The organism is Pirellulales bacterium, assembly GCA_036499395.1.
GTDB lineage: Bacteria > Planctomycetota > Planctomycetia > Pirellulales > JACPPG01 > JACPPG01.
Map to the genome: position 1 here is coordinate 1 of DASYDW010000078.1, position 17,031 is coordinate 17,031.

At 54.0% G+C, this 17,031-nt stretch carries 19 protein-coding genes; 9 read left to right on the forward strand and 10 right to left on the reverse strand.

All coding sequences use genetic code 11. The features are described 5' to 3' along the window. Positions 1-133: IS5/IS1182 family transposase (locus tag VGN12_15235; protein ID HEY4310802.1), on the forward strand; the 133-nt coding region annotated here is incomplete at its 5' end. Positions 134-144: 11 nt separating this feature from the next. Here the strand turns inward: VGN12_15235 and VGN12_15240 are convergent. Then, the gene (locus VGN12_15240; protein HEY4310803.1) at positions 145-900 is read right to left on the reverse strand and encodes a DUF72 domain-containing protein; all 756 of its coding nucleotides are present in this window, start codon (positions 898-900) and stop codon (positions 145-147) included. A 259-nt stretch (positions 901-1,159) separates the two neighbouring features. Between VGN12_15240 and VGN12_15245 the strand changes: the two genes are divergently transcribed. The 3 genes from VGN12_15245 (at position 1,160) to VGN12_15255 (ending at position 3,501) form a co-directional block, all read left to right on the forward strand. After that, on the forward strand, positions 1,160-1,849 hold the full coding sequence (locus VGN12_15245; protein ID HEY4310804.1) for a UdgX family uracil-DNA binding protein: 690 nt from the start codon (positions 1,160-1,162) through the stop codon (positions 1,847-1,849). Between the two features lie 185 nt (positions 1,850-2,034). Beyond that, the gene (locus VGN12_15250) at positions 2,035-2,847 is read left to right on the forward strand and encodes a DNA-formamidopyrimidine glycosylase family protein (GenBank protein HEY4310805.1); all 813 of its coding nucleotides are present in this window, start codon (positions 2,035-2,037) and stop codon (positions 2,845-2,847) included. A gap of 144 nt (positions 2,848-2,991) precedes the next feature. Then, positions 2,992-3,501, forward strand: a complete 510-nt coding sequence (locus VGN12_15255) for a YetF domain-containing protein (protein ID HEY4310806.1) — start codon at positions 2,992-2,994, stop codon at positions 3,499-3,501. A 647-nt stretch (positions 3,502-4,148) separates the two neighbouring features. Here VGN12_15255 and VGN12_15260 read toward each other — a convergent pair. From VGN12_15260 to ligD, 6 genes are all read right to left on the reverse strand, one after another. Further along, positions 4,149-4,352 carry a DUF6496 domain-containing protein gene (locus VGN12_15260; protein ID HEY4310807.1) on the reverse strand — a complete coding sequence of 68 codons (204 nt, stop codon included), beginning with the start codon at positions 4,350-4,352 and terminating at the stop codon, positions 4,149-4,151. A 98-nt stretch (positions 4,353-4,450) separates the two neighbouring features. Continuing rightward, positions 4,451-5,398 carry a manganese catalase family protein gene (locus tag VGN12_15265; protein HEY4310808.1) on the reverse strand — a complete coding sequence of 316 codons (948 nt, stop codon included), beginning with the start codon at positions 5,396-5,398 and terminating at the stop codon, positions 4,451-4,453. Between the two features lie 120 nt (positions 5,399-5,518). After that, the gene (locus tag VGN12_15270) at positions 5,519-6,019 is read right to left on the reverse strand and encodes a hypothetical protein (protein ID HEY4310809.1); all 501 of its coding nucleotides are present in this window, start codon (positions 6,017-6,019) and stop codon (positions 5,519-5,521) included. Positions 6,020-6,164: 145 nt separating this feature from the next. Continuing rightward, a complete protein-coding gene (locus VGN12_15275) occupies positions 6,165-7,841 on the reverse strand; it encodes a PHP domain-containing protein (GenBank protein ID HEY4310810.1) in 1,677 nt (558 codons plus the stop codon). 8 nt (positions 7,842-7,849) lie between these two features. Continuing rightward, the gene (locus VGN12_15280) at positions 7,850-8,764 is read right to left on the reverse strand and encodes a Ku protein (protein ID HEY4310811.1); all 915 of its coding nucleotides are present in this window, start codon (positions 8,762-8,764) and stop codon (positions 7,850-7,852) included. A gap of 16 nt (positions 8,765-8,780) precedes the next feature. Further along, positions 8,781-11,480 carry a DNA ligase D gene (gene ligD, locus VGN12_15285; protein HEY4310812.1) on the reverse strand — a complete coding sequence of 900 codons (2,700 nt, stop codon included), beginning with the start codon at positions 11,478-11,480 and terminating at the stop codon, positions 8,781-8,783. Positions 11,481-11,641: 161 nt separating this feature from the next. On the opposite strand from ligD, the gene VGN12_15290 reads away from it, so the two are divergent. From VGN12_15290 to VGN12_15310, 5 genes are all read left to right on the forward strand, one after another. After that, positions 11,642-11,836 carry a hypothetical protein gene (locus VGN12_15290; protein ID HEY4310813.1) on the forward strand — a complete coding sequence of 65 codons (195 nt, stop codon included), beginning with the start codon at positions 11,642-11,644 and terminating at the stop codon, positions 11,834-11,836. Positions 11,837-11,894: 58 nt separating this feature from the next. Then, positions 11,895-12,401: a ferritin-like domain-containing protein gene (locus VGN12_15295; protein ID HEY4310814.1), complete on the forward strand. Its 507-nt coding sequence runs from the start codon at positions 11,895-11,897 to the stop codon at positions 12,399-12,401. Positions 12,402-12,528: 127 nt separating this feature from the next. Continuing rightward, positions 12,529-13,149 carry an isochorismatase family cysteine hydrolase gene (locus VGN12_15300; protein ID HEY4310815.1) on the forward strand — a complete coding sequence of 207 codons (621 nt, stop codon included), beginning with the start codon at positions 12,529-12,531 and terminating at the stop codon, positions 13,147-13,149. Between the two features lie 76 nt (positions 13,150-13,225). Next, on the forward strand, positions 13,226-14,689 hold the full coding sequence (locus tag VGN12_15305) for an aminotransferase class I/II-fold pyridoxal phosphate-dependent enzyme (GenBank protein ID HEY4310816.1): 1,464 nt from the start codon (positions 13,226-13,228) through the stop codon (positions 14,687-14,689). A gap of 75 nt (positions 14,690-14,764) precedes the next feature. Then, entirely contained in the window at positions 14,765-15,361 is a 597-nt protein-coding gene (locus VGN12_15310) for a hypothetical protein (protein ID HEY4310817.1), read from the forward strand. A gap of 15 nt (positions 15,362-15,376) precedes the next feature. Here VGN12_15310 and VGN12_15315 read toward each other — a convergent pair whose 3' ends face one another. From VGN12_15315 to VGN12_15325, 3 genes are read right to left on the reverse strand one after another with little or no spacing between them, the layout of a single operon-like run. Continuing rightward, entirely contained in the window at positions 15,377-15,685 is a 309-nt protein-coding gene (locus VGN12_15315; GenBank protein ID HEY4310818.1) for a hypothetical protein, read from the reverse strand. Between the two features lies 1 nt (position 15,686). Further along, complete coding sequence (locus VGN12_15320; protein ID HEY4310819.1) at positions 15,687-16,256, reverse strand: DUF1003 domain-containing protein; 570 nt, start codon at positions 16,254-16,256, stop codon at positions 15,687-15,689. Between the two features lie 42 nt (positions 16,257-16,298). Next, a complete protein-coding gene (locus tag VGN12_15325) occupies positions 16,299-17,030 on the reverse strand; it encodes a DUF72 domain-containing protein (GenBank protein ID HEY4310820.1) in 732 nt (243 codons plus the stop codon). Position 17,031 lies beyond the last annotated feature (1 nt).

The following is a 17,031-nucleotide window of genomic DNA, read 5'->3' on the forward strand; positions in this document are numbered from 1 at the left end:
ACGCACGCACTCCTGGCTCAACCGCGCACGGCGCTTGTTGATCCGCTGGGAAAAGAAAGCCGCGAATTATCTGGGCCTGCTCCATTTTCAATTCGCTATCGTCGCCTTGAGAGCCGCCAAGGTTCTCGGATAGGCTTTTAATCCCTAGCGGCATCGTCGTATGTCCAATTCGGTAGCAGGAAGGTGGATGTCAGTCAGCGCAATTGCATTGCTCAAGGCTGCACCCAGTGCGGTGTTGTCAAATATGCACCATACGTCCTGTGCCTCACTCGCCGTTGTCGACACCAATTTGGCGAGTTTGCCCAGTGCGAGCTCGTCATAGGGCGAATAGTACATGCGAGGTGAACCATGCCAGCGAAAATAGCACATCTGCATACAGGCTCCGGGGGCTGCGGCGCCCGGCACAATGCTTGGATCAGCGGCCACTCGGCCAATGGAATACTCCGTCATTAGCCCTTCCGCCTTAGGCGCAAACCAACTCAAATGCCGCGGTTCGCAAACGATCGGCGTTTCGATCAGTTGTCGAAGTGCTCTAAAAAATCGCTCAACGTTCGAGAGATCACATTCAACACTTGGCGGCAGCTGGATGAGGATTGGACCGAGCTTGCTTCCCAAGCCGGAGACTTCGTCAACAAATTGCTGTGTTTCTCGCTCAACATTAACCAGCCGGCCGACGTGGGTTATTAGCTTGGGCATCTTCACGGAGAATTGAAAGTCTGCTGGTGTCGATGCGCCCCAGCGCTCATATGTTTTCTTGCGATGGGAGCGATAAAACGATGAATTAATCTCGACGCAGTTTAAGCGAACCGCGTAACGCTGGAGATGAGTTCCGTTACGCGGAAACAAGTCAAGGAATTCCTTGCGAAGATTCCAACCGGCGCAACCAACGAACAGAGACATGACCGTGATTTTCTAAAGTGCGTTTTAACTCAATCTCTGGTCTGCCCAATTACAGACTTAAAAAGCGGTAAAAGATGGGCTGCGTTTGATTGGTCGTAGCTAAAGCTGGCAAAAATTGCGCCAATCGCAATGGCACGGATGTTGCGGAAAGTTCAAGGGGAAACTGTCCATAAAATAGAAGTCAGCGCGTTACGACCCGGAGAGGGTGGGTGTCAATCAACCACGCTGACGCCTTTGGAGGCACAAGGCGCATACGAAGATGAAGACCTCTAAAAAAGTAGGGCCTCAGGTATCGGCTCGCGATTTTCTGCCGACAAAGTTGAGCCTCGGTAACCTTCGGCGCGCCGCCGCAGATTGCAAAGGATGTCCACTCTACGAGAACGCCACCCACACAGTCTTTGGCGAAGGCTCTGCGAATGCGCGGCTTATGCTCCTGGGCGAGCAGCCGGGGGATGCCGAGGATCGTGAGTGCCGCCCCTTTGTGGGACCGGCCGGTCGATTATTACGGGAGGTGCTCGCGGACGTGGGAATTGACTTCGAGGAAGCTTATGTGACCAACGCCGTGAAGCACTTCAAATGGACCCCCCGCGGCAAGCGTCGCCTGCATGCCAAACCTAACTCTCGCGAAGTCAACGCCTGCCGACCCTGGCTGCACGCCGAAATCGCGGTTGTAAATCCCACGTTAATCGTTTGCCTGGGCGCTACAGCTGCACAGTCATTGCTCGGTTCCGGCTTTCGGGTGACCCGCGAACGGGGGAAGATCATTACCGGGTCCGACCTGCCGCCCATCCTGGCTACCTATCACCCCTCGGCCCTGTTGCGGGCGCCGGATGAAGCTAGCCGGCGAGCCATGCGCCGTGAATTCATGGCCGATTTGCGGCGCGCTGCTGGCTTCGTCGAACTGGAGTCGCGGAGAACCACGCGTAAGTCACGCCGCGAGTCTGTCTGAGCCAACGACGGTGGCCGCAGCGATGGACTAGGTCCGTTGCGAGAACGCGTCAGTGTGTTGATGGTTTGCCAACGGAGCGAAGGAGTCTTGGTCCGCAATCGACCCTTGAATGCATATTTGGCGACCGTCGCGACGTCAACCGGCTGAAGACGTCATGCCACTAGGGGACGCGACCCATATCTCAGTTGAACTTTAAGCGACGTAATGTCTTCCAAGAAGCGGAGATCATTGTGGAAGGGCCCTCACTCGCTATCTTGATCGAAGAAACTCAGGCGTTTGTCGGAAAGCGCGTGTTAGATTGCACGGGTTCGACGACTAAGGTCGATTGCCGTGCAATTAAAGGCCAAAGGCTGCTTGAGCTTGCTTCTTGGGGAAAGCACTTTCTATTGTGCCTGGAATCGGTGGTCCTGCGTGTTCATTTTCTGATGTACGGTAGCTATCGCATCAATCACGCCAAGCCAGGGAGATCTCCGCAACTGACTCTGAAGTTCCGCAGCGGCTCGATCCATCTCTACTCTTGCTCGATCCGGCTCTTGAATGAACCGATCGCATCGATTTACGATTGGCGCGTCGACGTAATGTCGCACCAATGGGATGAGCAGCGAGTCCGCCGGCTCGTTGCAAAACAGACTGACTCCATGGTTTGCGACGTACTGCTCGACCAGGACGTTTTCGCGGGCGCCGGCAACATCATCAAAAACGAAGTACTCTTCAACCTAAAGCTCCATCCCGAAACAAAGGTCGGAATACTGACCGCAGCTGAACGACGAGCGTTGGTTCGCGAAGCGCGAGATTATTCGTTACGGTTCTACCGCTGGAAAAAGGCCTATGTTTTACGAAAGAACTGGAGCATCTATCGCAAGCGTACTTGCCCACTGTGTAACTGTTCCGTGAAGATGAAAAAGACCGGTAGACGCAACCGCATAAGCTTTTTTTGTCCGACGTGCCAAAACCCTCGCAAGTCCTCGCGAGCAAAGAAGTCACGAGATAGTCGCTGAGGGGTTTGTGCTCCTCCACTGTGATGATAGCTGTGGGCTTCTTTAGGCTACAGGACGGTGTGCTTCCTTGAGTTCCGAATAGTGCGAACGTTCAGAGTGAATATTGAGAAATAAACCTACGCTTCTCCAACGCTCGGTGATGTCATGGAAAGCCTGACAAGGTTGCTTAGCTGGGTGTTCGGCGGCGATGAGCCGACAAACTCCCTGCTGCTGCACCAAATCATGCTGCGTGCGCTGCTGGTCTATATCGTGGGCCTCGTTGTTGTGCGACTCGGCAAGAGCAGACTGGTAAGTAGGGCGAGTCCCTTTGATATTCTGCTCGGTTTTATTCTCGGGTCGCTCCTTAGCCGCGGCATCACCGGCCATGCTTCGCTTTCCGGTACTTTTGTGGCAACTGCAGCACTTGTGGCTGTGCATTGGACTTTTACGGGGTTAGCCCTCAGGTCACATTTCTTCGGATCACTGATCAAGGGCGATGTCACCCCGCTAATTCGAGATGGCCATTTGCTGTTGGCAAACTTGCGCGAGAGCCATATATCCGAGCACGATCTTGAGGAGGCAGCCCGGATGCATGGTGTTGAGAGCCTTGGTCAGGTTGCGCAAGCCTTTAAGGAAAGAAACGGCGAGGTGAGTATTATCAAATCCCAATCGTAGGCGGCGGTTGATAAGGCGCTCTTGCTGAAATATTCCGCAAGTCGCGCGGTAAAAATTCTTCGTGCATCTGGGGAATCCTGGCAGAAGAACTCAGCGGGGCATTTGACGTGTCGGTGGAGGCGCCGCTGGCGGAACTACAAAGCAAGAGTTGAACCCTCTCAGGCCGACACCTGTCAGACTCAAATGCTGCAAAACTGGACATCGTGAGGGTTCGCCCCGTTCGAGCAGAAAGAGAGTCGAAAAATGCAACTCATTCAAACGCGTGGCCACTCCGAAGAGTTCAATGTCATCGCAAATACGGAACACGTACAAGCTGCAATAATGACTCTGCGAGGGCGCAGTGCAAGCGACGATGTACCTCGCAATGAGCATGCAAGGTCCGAGCAATGGCTGTTTGTCGTGTCAGGCACAGGCACTGCCACGCTAATTCCAAAAGGCGCTCGGCGAAGGACGGTTAAATTGCGACCTGGCTCATTGCTCATTATCGAGAAGGGTGATCTTCATCAAATAAGGCACGCGGGGCGAGGCGCGCTACGCACCATCAATTTTTATTCGCCCCCCGCTTATCGGACAGATACGACGCTCAGACCCAAAATTAAGGCGAAGTCTTGAGCTTCACATCCCATCCGATCGCGGGTCGAAAGACCTTATGTTTTCGATGATTTCCTTTTTGTCCCCTTTTTCTTGGGAACTTTATCGCCTTTTTTTCGCGCTTCTGAGAGACCGATCGCTATGGCCTGTTTGCGGCTCTTGACCTTTTTCTTCGACTTGCCGCTTTTTAGGGTGCCCTTCTTCTTCTTGTGAAGCGCTCGCTTAACCGAACTTCCCGCCTTCTTGCCGTATTTGGCCATGGCAATCTCCATCGAGTCTGTAGGAATGGACAACGGGCTATGCGCTGTACGAACTGTCCACTCGAGGGCCTATAGCGCATCGCTCGGGCGCGTATTGGTCATTGTTGAGTCGATGCATAATCCGACCAACCTTGCTCGACCAAAGGGGCAGTAGTCATTTCGGAACTCCGTTGCGAAGCGAGCTCCTGTTCCAGGCCCTTAGCGGCTTTCCGGTCACGCTCGTGGCCGGTGATCTCCTTTTGCATTTGTCCGGCAGTCTCTTGGACTTGAACTGTGGGGTCCTCAACGTATTCCCATTGTTCGCCCTTTTCCCATGGTCCTTTGCCTTTGTTCCAGGGTCCTCGGGCGTCTTCTTCGCCGTTCGACATATTGAAATATGTGTGGGTGAACCGCAAATCGCCCTGAAGAATTCCGGGAGGGAAATTGGGCTCAATCGTCGCCAAAGCAGCACTGAACTGCTGGAAATGCGCGATTTCGCGAGTCATCAAAAACCTCAGGCTGTCCTGCACGTGAGGATCGTCAGTGAATTGGAGCAGTCGCTCGTAAATTATCTTTGCCCTTGTCTCGGCGCCGATATTCGAGCGGAGGTCGACCGTGAGATCACCGTTTGCATTCACAAATGCGCCCGTCCAGGGAACGCCTAGCGAGTCCGTCACTAACGGACCGCCTGCAGACTCAAGTAGAAAACGGGGATTGTCCATCGCCATGCCAATGACATCATTCTTTTTGGAGGAACCGTTCCCGATTTGGGCTACCAAATTACCCTCGGCCGCGTCTTTCAGTTGGCCGTTGACGCCATCTAACAGCATTGTGATTGTCGCCCCTACTATCTCTAAATGGCTAAATTCTTCCGTGGCGATGTCCATCAGCAAGTCGTACTTATCCGGATAAGCGCGCCGACATCCAAATGCCTGCACAAAGTACTGCATGGCAGCCTTCAACTCACCATTGCCGCCGCCGAACTGCTCAAGTAGCAGATTGGCGAAGCGGGGATCGGGATGCGACACGCGGGCGTCGAACTGCAAGTCCTTAATATGGCGGAACATCGGGGATGCACTCCGTTAAGAGGTGTATTCTTCGCGGTAGACATGGAGGAACGAGCAAACTACGTGCCGTCGAAGCAAGCAACGGTCGAAGTTCCAAGGCATTGAACGTACTGGGTCAAATCACTGGTTGCGTCGCCCTTTGCTCGTCGCATGTCCCTCCAAAAGAGACACCAGCGGTAAGCTGACTGCGAGGGCCGAGTAGACCAGCAGCATGGAAGTTGGCGATAAGCGCTTTTCAAAGCCCGGGGTCAGCCGTTTTGGGACGACGTGATAGTCAGTGACATATGCCAGTCCGGCAACTGCCACCCCACCTAATACTGCAGTCGCCACATTTCCTTTCCGCGCCAATTTTCCGAAGAAGACCTCGTAGACGAGAGACCAGGACGTTACGGCCATGGTATTTAACACTGTGCCCACAGCGGTGTATTGAATCGATGCATCATCTTGTTCTGCAGCGGTATCGCCCCAAACGATATGGCTAATTGCGTTCACCGGAGCGATTGGTTCGCCGTCATCTCGTCGGCCGCAAATGGCGGCTACCGCAGTCGTTACTGCGCTGGCAGGTAGCGCTGTGCGCATCGCTCGCGACACGAGCCGATGCAGTTGAAGTAATGAGTTCATGGCAAAGCCTCCTCAGAGGACCTACGGAAATCCCCGAAGTCAGACTGAAACCGCCATCAGGGCGGACAGTGCTGCTTCCTGACTAGTTTCGCAGAGCCGTAGCGGAGCAAGTCTTGTGCCTCGTTCGCGGGTCCGCGGGCTGCGCCTACTTGCGGAGCAGCTTTCGCAGCGCAGCTAGCGAGTGCGTATTCAGGACGTCCTTGGCGCCGAGCCATCCTCTGCGGGCCTGGTTGATTCCGGCCGAAATGAAGCAAAGCTCACGAGTGCTATGAGCATCCGTGTTGATTGCGATCTTGATCCCTTGTTCCTTAGCCATTCTTGCACGCTCGGCGGACAGATCGAGGCGATCGGGACTCGAATTGATTTCAAAGAAGCAGTCCCTGCTACGTGCGTGCTGCATAAGCTTGTCAAAGTCGAGTTCGTACCCTTCGCGTTTCAGCAAAAGACGCCCTGTCGCGTGCCCCAGAATGTTGAAGTAGGGATTGTCCATTGCGCGGAGAAGGCGGTTAGTCTGTTGTTCCCTATTGAGCGCGAACCGTGAATGGATTGAGCAAATGGTCAGATCGAGTTCTTTAAGAATCGCATCGGAATAGTCAAGCTTTCCGTCTTCGAGGATATCTACCTCGCCAGATTTCAAGACGGTCAATCCTTTCAGCTTGGCATTGAGCTTGTCGATGGCCTTGATTTGCTGAAACAACCGCTTTTCGGTAAGCCCGTTGGTGATCTTTAGAGACTGGGAGTGGTCGGTAATCGCGATGTATTCATAGCCTCGCTGCTGGGCGGCTTCGGCCATAGCGAGGAGAGTGTCTGCGCCGTCGCTTTCCGTGGTATGCATGTGCAAATCGCCACGAATATCTTGCAGCGATACGAGCGTCGGCAGCGCATTGACGGCTGCAGCTTCTACTTCTCCTCGATCTTCTCGAAGTTCGGGCTCGATAAATTGCAAGCCAAGTCTGGCATAGACGGCGCCTTCATCTGAGGCCTTTCGGCCAAGTGCCTTCGCGGTTATTGGATCACGCTGCTTCTTCGCTAGTGAAACCAACGCAGCGAGGTGCGAGTCCGAGCCAGTATGATGGAGAAGCGATAATCCCCACTCCTCAGACTTTGACCAGACAAGATTTATGGTTCGCCCTTCTGACAGTTGGAATCGTTTTTCATGCTTGCTCTTTGAGGGCTCCGGATGGGGAATCGCAAACCGGGCGAACCGCTTAAAAATCGTTGAAGCACTTCGCCCGGAGATGAGAAATCCCAAATCACCGACGGTGTCTTTTTTTCGACGCAGACTCCCAATAGCAGCGACCTGGGTAGCCCCGCATTGGGAGAGTTGTTCTTGGATTGCCGGAATAAGCTTCTCGGCAGCCCACAAAAGCATCCGTGGCCGTTCGTGCAGCCCCTGCCGGATATGAAACTCAAGCCTCGCTCCGAGCACCTCGCGAATCTCTCCACTGTCTAGCCGCTCCTTTAACTCCCGCAAGCTGCCAATACCGAGTTTCTTGTAGATCCGCTTAATCTTCGTGGGATCAAGAGCCGGCTTTGTCGCCAATTCAAGGAGACCTGGCTCAAGCTTCCCGAGTGCTCTTTCTAATTGGGGAAGACCACCCGTCCGGACAATCTGCTCGATCGTGGCGCTGATACCTGGTCCAATCGCCGGGAGCTGCTTTAAATCTTCACCTCGCGAGACGAACTTTGTCACATCTTGTTTTAGAGTTTCAAGCGTTTCTGCTGCCCGCCGATAAGCCTTGATCTTAAATCTGTCAGCACCCTCTAGAACAAGGACCGCTGCATAGCGGCGCAGGAACTCGGCAATCTGGGCATTGCTCATGGCCATCTCTAAGCGCGCCGCCGATGAGCGGGGTGCTGCTTTCTCTTTGCAGACTTGGCTTTGTCGTTTCGCGCTGGATGAGCCGAGCGGGCAGACCCATTCTTGCCCGCGTGGGCCACACTTCGCTGCAAGGCCTCCATCAAATTGATGACCTCACCTTCTTCTTCCTCAGGCGCTTCGATCTCAATACCCTTTTCTTTCGCCTCAATGGCCTGCTTGACCTTTTTGCGGTAGTTGTCCTTGTATTCGCTAAAGTCGAATTTGCCCTCGTGCCACTTGCCCACCAGGTCTTCGGCAAGCTTTAGTTTCCGAGGAGTCGTATGGGCGCGCGTGAACTCGCTCTTGATTTCGGCGGGCTTTCTAATTTCTGCATCGTAATTCAGCATTGCCATCGTCAGAACACCATCTAGTGGACGTATCAGAGCGAGCTGCTCTCGGCCCGAAAACACAACTTGCCCAATGCCCCAACGGTTCTTTTTTTCCATCGCTGCCTCAAGCAGCGAATAAGGCTCGCCGGCACTGGCGCCCGAAGGAATCAGATAATACATCCGGCCATCAAAATAGATGGGATCAATCTCATCGGACGTGACGAAGGCATCAATCGTCAGCGCCTTGTCCTTCTCAGTGCGAAGCGTGTCCAGTTCCTCTTTATCGAACTCGACATACTTGCCCTTGGCGTACTCATAGCCCTCGACGATTTCGTCGTTCGGCACTTCGCCATGCTTAGGGCAGACCTTTGCGTAATGAATGCGCTCGTGGTCGGGCTCATGTAGCAGATGGAAATGGACTTCAGCATTCTCTTTGATTTCAGCATTGACTGCCTGCACCTCAAAGGAGACTAAGCCGAAGCGAAGCTGTCCGCGCCAACTGGCTCGGAACTTCGATCTGGATTTAGATTTCGGTTTTCTCCGCGTGGTGGCCATGGTTTATCTCCTGACATCATCGGCGTGCGCTAGCGGGTTTAAGTTTGCGAAGCATTGAGGTGGTGATGCCTTGATCTGTGTTCTGGATCCCGGCCCACGGATCTTTTTTCAGTCGCAAGAGCCTTCCCGGAAGATTCTGAAGAGTGAAATGGTTCGAGGTGATTTTATTGCTCAGCTCGTCCCAGCTGATCGGCACACTTACGGGGGCGCCGGGTCGTGCGCGGGTGGAATAGGGGGCAATCGCCGTCGCTCCGCGATCGTTACGCAAATAATCGACAAAGATCTTCCCTTTGCGAGCAGCCTTACTCATAGTCGCGATATAGCGATCAGGTGCGGCCGCCACCAGAAAATCAGCCACAGCCCGGCAAAAGGCTTTTGCATCGTTCCAGCTTGTGCGTCTACGAATAGGCACAACGATATGAACTCCCTTGCCACCGGTCGTCTTAATAAACGACGTTAAATCGAGTTCCTTTAGCAGGAGCCGCACTTCTTTAGCCGCGGTGACCACCTGGGGCCAATTAACACTTGGATCGGGATCGAGATCGAAAATGAGCCTGTCGGGTTTTTCGAATTGATCGGCTTGAGATCCCCAGAGATGGATTTCGAGCACGCCCATTTGCACAAGCGACACGAGACCTTGAACATCGTAGAGTGCCAGGTAGTCCTCTGTTTTTGATTTCTCAGTTACTTTGAAACGTCGCAAATGCTCCGATGTCCCTTCGCCTGGATGCTTTTGAAAAAAGCACTTCTGAGCGCTTCCTGCCGGGCAACGCACAAGCGACAGCAAGCGATTTTCGACGTGCGGCAACATCCAATCGGCCACTTGCTCGTAATAGGTGGCGAGATCCCTTTTCGTAATGCCGTCCTCGGGGTAGAGAATCTTATCGGGGTGTGAAAGTCTCACGCCTGCCACTTCACCGTCGGTATTGGCGGATTTCTTGGCATGCAATAATGGGGACGCGGAACCTTTGGCTACAGTTTTTAATTCGGCCATGTGTTTGGCTTTTTTCGTTGATTTGATCGTAGGCGCCGAAATGGGATCATCTCTGACGACATCTTTGGCTGCCTTATCCTCACGCAACCCTTGAAACGACGGATGCCGGAGCTGCCGCTCCTTGGTCCAATTTGAAAACTCAATCTGCGCAACGAGCGAGGGTTTGACCCAGGTCACGCCACGCGCTTGCCCCGTGGTACCGGATAAATCGTAGAATGGTGATTTCGGCTGCGCGAGTTTCACCAATTTCGCATGCAATGTGCCTAGCGTGCGTTCATCAAAACCAGTTCCTACACGCCCAGCATACTTAAGCTGTTGCTCATCGTCGTAGTAACCAATCGCTAGAGCGCCAAAGTTGCTTCGCGAGCCGCTCGGAACTGTAAAACCACCAATGACGAATTCTTCTCGAAGCGAGCATTTGATTTTTAACCAGTCGAGACCGCGACCAGGTGAATAGGGACGCCCCAAGCGTTTGGAGACGATGCCTTCAAGTCGCAGCCGCGATGCTTCGGCAAAACACTTAGGGCCGTTCCCCACGACATGGTCGCTAAAATGGAGCAAGCCGTCCGAGCGGCTTGGAATAATCTGGGCGAGGAGCGACTTTCGATCCTCAATCGGGTTTTCGCGGAGATCAAAGCCATCGAGATAAAGAAGGTCGAAACAGTAGAACTGAAAGGGTGTCAAGCCTCCGGCCTGAAACGAATTCTGTAGGGCCTGAAAGCTGGTCGTTCCATCGGGCTGCATGACGACGACTTCGCCGTCAAGGATCGCAGTCTTTAGCGGAAGGCCCGCGACAGCTTTTGCAAGGCTCGGAAACTTTGCTGTCCAGTCGCGACCGTTGCGGCTAATAAACCGCACCTTGCCCCCCTCAATACGGCAAAGCATGCGGTAGCCGTCAAACTTGATCTCGTGAATCCAATCATCTCCCTCGGGAGCATCCTTGGTGAGGGTCGCGAGTTGCACTGTAGGCGACGCCGGAATAGCCGCTCTCTTGCCTTTGACTGTCTTCAGCGCCTTCGCGACATCTGCTTTCTTGGCGACGGGCACTTTCTTCGAGGCGCCAGTGGCGGGGATCCCTTTCGGCGAGACTTTTTTCGCTGATCCTTTCTTGTGGCCGTTCTGTAAGACTTCGCCGTTTCGACCCCATACCCGTTTCGCCTGCGTCGCGATCTCCTCGAGGTCACGGCCAGTCGTCACACTCATCGGTGATTCCTCCGTTACGTCGAGCGACGGATCAGCGAATTCGTCTCGCTCCTTAAACAAAAACCAGTGCCGCGCATCATGGGCTCCGCGCCTGCCTCCTTTTCGCACGAGCATCCAGCCGCCTGCCAGCTTTTCACCGTGCAAGGTGAACTTCAGCCTTCCTTCGCGGTAGTCTTTCTTCGCATCGCCAACAGGCTCCCAGCTTCCTCGATCCCAGAGCATGACCGTTCCGCCGCCATATTCGCCAGGCGGGATAATGCCCTCAAAACCTCCATACTCCAGCGGATGATCTTCCACCTGCATCGCCAAGCGTTTTGTCGCCGGGTCCAGCGACGGGCCCTTCGGCACAGCCCAACTCTTTAGGACACCGTCGAGTTCGAGCCTGAAGTCGTAGTGCAAATGCGAGGCGGCGTGCTTTTGAATCACAAAGCTGAGTTTCTTGTGGGAAGAGACTCGCCCGCCACGAGGCTCGGCGGTCATTTGAAAATCGCGTTTCTTTCGGTACTCAAGCAGTCCCATAGTTTTTGCGCGCCTGTGAAACTTGGTCCGTGGAGGCGATAGGGGTAGGGAGCAAAGATCAGGCCGCAAGCTTTAGAAATTGCCCTAGGTGGTACGGCATTTGCCATCGCGAGGATATCTCCTTTGCAAACTGGCTCATCAAAAGTCCAAGGAGCTCCGCCATGACTAAAAACGCAGCCCACAAACGCGAGCTCGTAGATACGGGCACAAAGCGCTACGTCCGACGAGATGACAAGGGCGAATTCCGCGAGGTCGACGATCAACACCGCTCGCTGTCGCAGGATCAACGAAAGAAGGCCAAAAACCAGGTCAAAGAAGGTCAAGGGGATAAAGGCGATCGAAAATCAAGTCGTTAGCCAGCTTGCAGACGACCAAACTGGCAGTCCAAAAACCATTGTTAAAGGGAAACGAACCATGAAATTAGGATCACTCGAAGACCTCTTCGTTCACGAACTCAAAGACCTGCTGAGTGCCGAAAAGCAGCTCGTCAAAGCCTTGCCAAAGATGGCTAAGGGGGCGAATAGCGCGGCATTGCGGACCGCCTTTGAAGAGCATTTAGAGCAAACCAAGGGGCACGTCGATCGCTTGGAGAAGATTTTCTCGATCCTGGAGAAGGCTCCGCGAGCCGAGCACTGTAAGGCAATGGAGGGTCTCGTTCAGGAGGGGGCCGATCTTCTGGAGGAGGATGGGGCGCCGACGGTCAAGGACGCGGCACTCATCGGCGCTGCGCAGCGCGTCGAGCACTACGAAATCGCTGCTTATGGGACCACGCGAACCCTTGCGGAGCTCCTCAGCCAGGACGAAGCAGTTGAGCTTCTGCAGCAGACGCTGGATGAAGAAAAAGAAACCGATGAGAAATTGACCGAACTCGCGATGAGCGAAATCAACCCTGAAGCAGAGGCTTCGACGGATAAGGGCTAAGTCGTTACGGCAAGGTCAACCGTGAAGCGTGGCGACGTCTTCCGATGTCGCTACGCTTCTCTTTTTGGCGGTCTCGATCGATTGAGGACAATCAGTACGCCAGCAGCTTTTTTCGAGACTATCAGGAATGACCAAAAGCCACGACACGCTGTACGGCAATGTTCCCGATAAGTCGCCGGTGGTCTTACTACTGATCGACGTCATCAATGACCTCGACTTTTCAGATAGCCAGGAGCTTCTGCGCTTTGCACTGCCGATGGCTAAGCGCTTAGCGAGTCTTAAGGAGCGAGCTAAAAAGCATGAATGCGCCGTCATTTACGTGAACGATAACTTTGGTCGCTGGCGGTCGGATTTCAAAAGTCAGGTGCAGCACTGCCTCAATGACGATGTGCCGGGCCGGAAGCTGGCCGAACTCTTGTGCCCTGCGGAGGACGATTACTTTGTGCTTAAGCCAGCGCATTCGGGCTTCTATTCGACAACTCTTGAAATCTTGCTCAAGCACCTAGAGGCCCATACTTTGATCCTCACGGGGATCGCCACCAATTTGTGCGTGCTTTTTACCGCCAATGATGCGTTTTTGAGAGGCTACCACGTATGTGTGCCTCGGGACTGTGTCGCTGCGAATTCTGAGAGGTTGTCGCGAGACTGCTTGGAGCAAATGCGGACGTCGCTTAAGGCGGAAGTGCACGATTCGGGAGCACTCCCTTGGGCAAAATGGAAAAGAACAAAACCTAGTCATGACGGATAAGCCAAACACCGCAGGCGAGGCTCGCCGATGTCTATTTGCGGTGCTGACAGGTTCTTGAGCCAATAAGGATTGCGTCATGAAGGGCGATCAGAAGAAAGCTCCCATTTTGGAGGCAATCGAGAGCTACCATCGATCCGGGCCACTTCCTTTTCGGGTTCCAGGCCATAAGCTCGGCGAAGCTGTCGACGACCCCACAGCGTCAATACTTCCTCGTGTGATGTTCCGGGCAGATATTCCACCGCTTGACGGCTTAGATGACCGAAGGGAATCAAAAGAGGTTCAGAAAAGGGCCGAGGCCTTAGCAGCTGAATTGATTGGCGCTGACACTTGCCATTTCTCCGTGAATGGCAGTTCCTTGAGCGCACACGTCATGGTGCTCGCAGTGGCTGCTCCAGGCGATAAAGTGCTGATCGCCCGGAATACGCATCGCTCAATGATCGCAGCCGCGATCATCGCCAATGTGCAGCCCATCTTTTTGACGCCGGACTATGATGCCAAGTGGGATCTAGAGCACGGGGTATCGCCTGCGGAGCTTGAGCAGGGATGGCAAAAGCATCCGGATGCCAAAGGAGCTATCGTCGTAAATCCTAGCTACTTCGGTGTCAGCGCCGATCTAAAACGACTTGCCGACATTAGCCACAAAAACAAACGTCCCCTCCTCGTAGATGAGGCGTGGGGGGCTCATTTGCCGTTTCATCCGTCATTTCCCGCTTCGGCCATGGCGTCAGGCGCTGATCTGTCATGCAATAGCTACCACAAGACAATGACAGCGCTCGGACAGGCCTCCATCGTGAATCGACAAGGCACTTTGATTCCAGATGACCGCTTTAAACTTGTCTTCGATCTTTTTCAGACTACCAGCCCGTCCTCTTTAATCATGGGCTCAATCGATGGGTCGCGGCGGCTCATGGCCACGCATGGCCAAGAACTGTGGGGTAAGGTCGTCGATTTGGCAGCGGCGGTCCGTGCGGAGCTAGAGGGCTTCAATGGCCTCCGGGTATTGCGCGCGGAGGACCTGCTCAGCCCAGGTGCGATCTCACTTGATCCGATCAAGTTGACCTTCGACGTCACCGAATTAGGCATCACGGGATTTGAAGCGTGCGATTGGCTCCTCAAAAATCATCACCTGCGACTCGAACTTTCAGACCATCGGCACCTGATTGCATTACTGACGACGGCCGACGATGCCGGAACCGTGGCGCGGCTAATTGCTGGCATGCGAGAATTGACGAAAGCTCCACGAAACCTCAGGCTAACTCGAAGGCCAACGTTTCCGTTGGCCAAGGATCTCTACGCAGAGCTTGTCATGACACCTGCTGAGGCGCTCTTTGGAAAAACAACACATGTCCCATTGCGGTCAGCTACCGGCCGCATTGTGGCTGAGACCGTGTCACCGTATCCGCCCGGGATACCACGTCTAGTGCCAGGCGAACGCATCACAGAAGCGATTGTCGAATTCCTCGAACTTGGCGTCAAAGAAGGGATGTTTGTCGAGGACGCCTCGGATCCAACGCTCGCCACACTTAGAGTGGTTGCGTGATACAACCAGTGCGACTTAGAGCACCTTTTGAACTAGCAACGTGCAAGTGTGGCTCGCGCTTGCTTGGATGATACGATGACAACTTCGTTCGAATATTGCTATCAAGCTATTGGCGAATGGGCTGTTGCTCACGGCATTCAGGTCAGAGAGGAGGCGCTGCCGCCGGGTAAGGCTGGCGAGTTTGATGGAATCCTTGTCAGAATGAATCGCGCGTACGACGCGGAGGAGCGAAGCTACTACCTAGCCCATGCTCTTGGCAGCATCATCCTGTGGAGTCTGAACAAAACCGACGTTGCGCAGTTGTTCATCGATTTACGCGACGCCAAAACCGAGAAGGCTATTAACCCAATCAGATTCGAAGCGGCTCTCGGCAGGTATCGTGATTTCGAGATCGCAGCGTCGGAGCTTGCGGTCTCGCTGCTCAATCAACTTGGGCAGTGCGATAAAGTGCCGCGATACACGAATTTTATGTGGGCCGACTTAGGAGCTATGACCGAGTTTCACCGAACGGACACGGCCCCCGTATGGAGCACGTTTCTCGAGCGGTGGAATAGTGACGTAGCTAGCGGAAGACGACAGGTTATGCCGTTTGGCCCGAAGGCTATTCCGCCATTTCAACCGCTACATATCGAACGACAAGAAATCCTGCAGCGTCAGCCTAGTGATCCTTAATCGCGATATAGCCATTCAAAGCTTCCACACCTTCTGCGCCCGGATCACAATCTCTTCCTGCCGAAATAGCTCTTCCAAGGACTTTCGGTAATCGCTCCACCAATCCCGGTCGAGATCGTCGGTCAAGACCTCGTACACGACCAAGTCGTCTTTTTTCACATGGCCCTCATCGTCTTGCCAGGCGCCATTCGCCGGAGCTCGGAGGTATGCAGTGAGCCCACCGAATCGCTCGGTCAAGGTCGTCGAGACTTGATCGAAGCTGGCACGCGGGAATGGTACGCCAGCGTTACTTCGAAGTGGGAGAAACACCTGAATGGAAAACATGCTATTTCTGTGGGGGTTCAGGGGCATTTGCTTCTTCGATTTGCTGAGCCACTACCTCAGCAGGAGTGTCCTGCTCCAAACTCGTATTTCCCTCGTGCGAAGCGATTCCAGCCTTTTCGCAAAGCTTTCGCACCATGCGTAGCAGCTCTGTATTCTCTTGCTCGGCTAGTAGATTGATCTGCAGATCAAGGCGATTTCTTTTCTCCGCAAGCCGAGCTTGTCGATTCTGGCTCATCATGATGACCGGAGTCGCGAATGCGGCTTGAAACGACAAGGCGAGATTCAGCAAGATGAACGGATAAGGATCCCAATGATAAGACCAGGCTAGGATGTTGAAGACCATCCAGACCAGCAACAAAAATGACTGGATTGCAATAAAAGTCCAACTGCCCACAATCGCTGCAAAACGGTCGGCCAGGCGTTCCCCCAAGGTGCGACTTGCCTCGGCATCCTTCTCCATGCGGGCAATTGCCTCGATGTTCCGTTGCGTTATCTCTGTTACTGGCGTACCGCTTGCCTCAGCAGTGCTTTCAATACTGCGTTGCAGGAGGTCATTTTGAAACCGATCCACGCTCGCCATCCTTTCGTGACGACAAGCCCCGGTCAGTGATCACTACCCCTGAGCCGTCAAGTCGGCCAGTCGCTTTGCGTCCTGGGGTGCAGCTGTCTTTTGGTCATTGTCGAAATAGCAATAGACCGAGAGTCGTTTCTGCCGCCAATCGGCAATCGATTCGGCCCAACGATGCAACGCAGACTCTGAATAACGGTCTTTGTACTGCCCGGTGGGGCCGTGGCCCCGGATATAGACGTGTTTGGCAGTCACCTCCCAGGGTACTGGCGCATCATGGTGATCTGAGATGCACAAGGCGATATTGTGATCACCCAGGAGTTCAAAAATGGAAGGCGTGTACCAGCTCGCATCACGAAACTCAAACGCATAGAGCCGTTTCTTCCGCAGCATTGTGAGAAACGAGGCCAGCCTCTCCCGGTCCATTTTGAACTGAGGCGGCAACTGAAAAAGGATCGGGCCGGTTTTTGGGCCCAGTACTTCGAGTCGCGTTTCCAGAAGATCCAGGCTATTGCGACATTTGTCGCTCAATCGCTTCCAGTGCGTGATGAACTTCGATGCTTTCCACGCGAATACGAACTCGTCTGGGGTTTGATCCCGCCAGGCTTGCACTGCATCGAGTGTTGGAGTCCGGTAGAAGGATCCATTGATTTCAGTACTTCGGAATTGCGTCGCGTACCAACCGAACCAACGTTTTACGGGTATGTCGCTGGGGAAGAACGAACCGCGCCAATCCTTGTACGTCCAGCCAGATGTACCGATGAAAACTGCGCACATT

Excerpts from the sequence above, each read along its gene's own strand:
- VGN12_15260 (HEY4310807.1), bottom strand. The coding sequence starts at position 4,352 with ATGGCCAAATACGGCAAGAAGGCGGGAAGTTCGGTTAAGCGAGCGCTT.
- ligD (HEY4310812.1), bottom strand. The coding sequence starts at position 11,480 with ATGGGACTGCTTGAGTACCGAAAGAAACGCGATTTTCAAATGACCGCC.
- VGN12_15310 (HEY4310817.1), top strand. The coding sequence starts at position 14,765 with ATGACAACTTCGTTCGAATATTGCTATCAAGCTATTGGCGAATGGGCT.
- VGN12_15300 (HEY4310815.1), top strand. The coding sequence starts at position 12,529 with ATGACCAAAAGCCACGACACGCTGTACGGCAATGTTCCCGATAAGTCG.
- VGN12_15275 (HEY4310810.1), bottom strand. The coding sequence starts at position 7,841 with ATGAGCAATGCCCAGATTGCCGAGTTCCTGCGCCGCTATGCAGCGGTC.
- VGN12_15315 (HEY4310818.1), bottom strand. The coding sequence starts at position 15,685 with ATGTTTTCCATTCAGGTGTTTCTCCCACTTCGAAGTAACGCTGGCGTA.
- VGN12_15270 (HEY4310809.1), bottom strand. The coding sequence starts at position 6,019 with ATGAACTCATTACTTCAACTGCATCGGCTCGTGTCGCGAGCGATGCGC.
- VGN12_15280 (HEY4310811.1), bottom strand. The coding sequence starts at position 8,764 with ATGGCCACCACGCGGAGAAAACCGAAATCTAAATCCAGATCGAAGTTC.
- VGN12_15265 (HEY4310808.1), bottom strand. The coding sequence starts at position 5,398 with ATGTTCCGCCATATTAAGGACTTGCAGTTCGACGCCCGCGTGTCGCAT.
- VGN12_15255 (HEY4310806.1), top strand. The coding sequence starts at position 2,992 with ATGGAAAGCCTGACAAGGTTGCTTAGCTGGGTGTTCGGCGGCGATGAG.
- VGN12_15295 (HEY4310814.1), top strand. The coding sequence starts at position 11,895 with ATGAAATTAGGATCACTCGAAGACCTCTTCGTTCACGAACTCAAAGAC.
- VGN12_15305 (HEY4310816.1), top strand. The coding sequence starts at position 13,226 with ATGAAGGGCGATCAGAAGAAAGCTCCCATTTTGGAGGCAATCGAGAGC.
- VGN12_15325 (HEY4310820.1), bottom strand. The coding sequence starts at position 17,030 with ATGTGCGCAGTTTTCATCGGTACATCTGGCTGGACGTACAAGGATTGG.
- VGN12_15245 (HEY4310804.1), top strand. The coding sequence starts at position 1,160 with ATGAAGACCTCTAAAAAAGTAGGGCCTCAGGTATCGGCTCGCGATTTT.
- VGN12_15290 (HEY4310813.1), top strand. The coding sequence starts at position 11,642 with ATGACTAAAAACGCAGCCCACAAACGCGAGCTCGTAGATACGGGCACA.
- VGN12_15240 (HEY4310803.1), bottom strand. The coding sequence starts at position 900 with ATGTCTCTGTTCGTTGGTTGCGCCGGTTGGAATCTTCGCAAGGAATTC.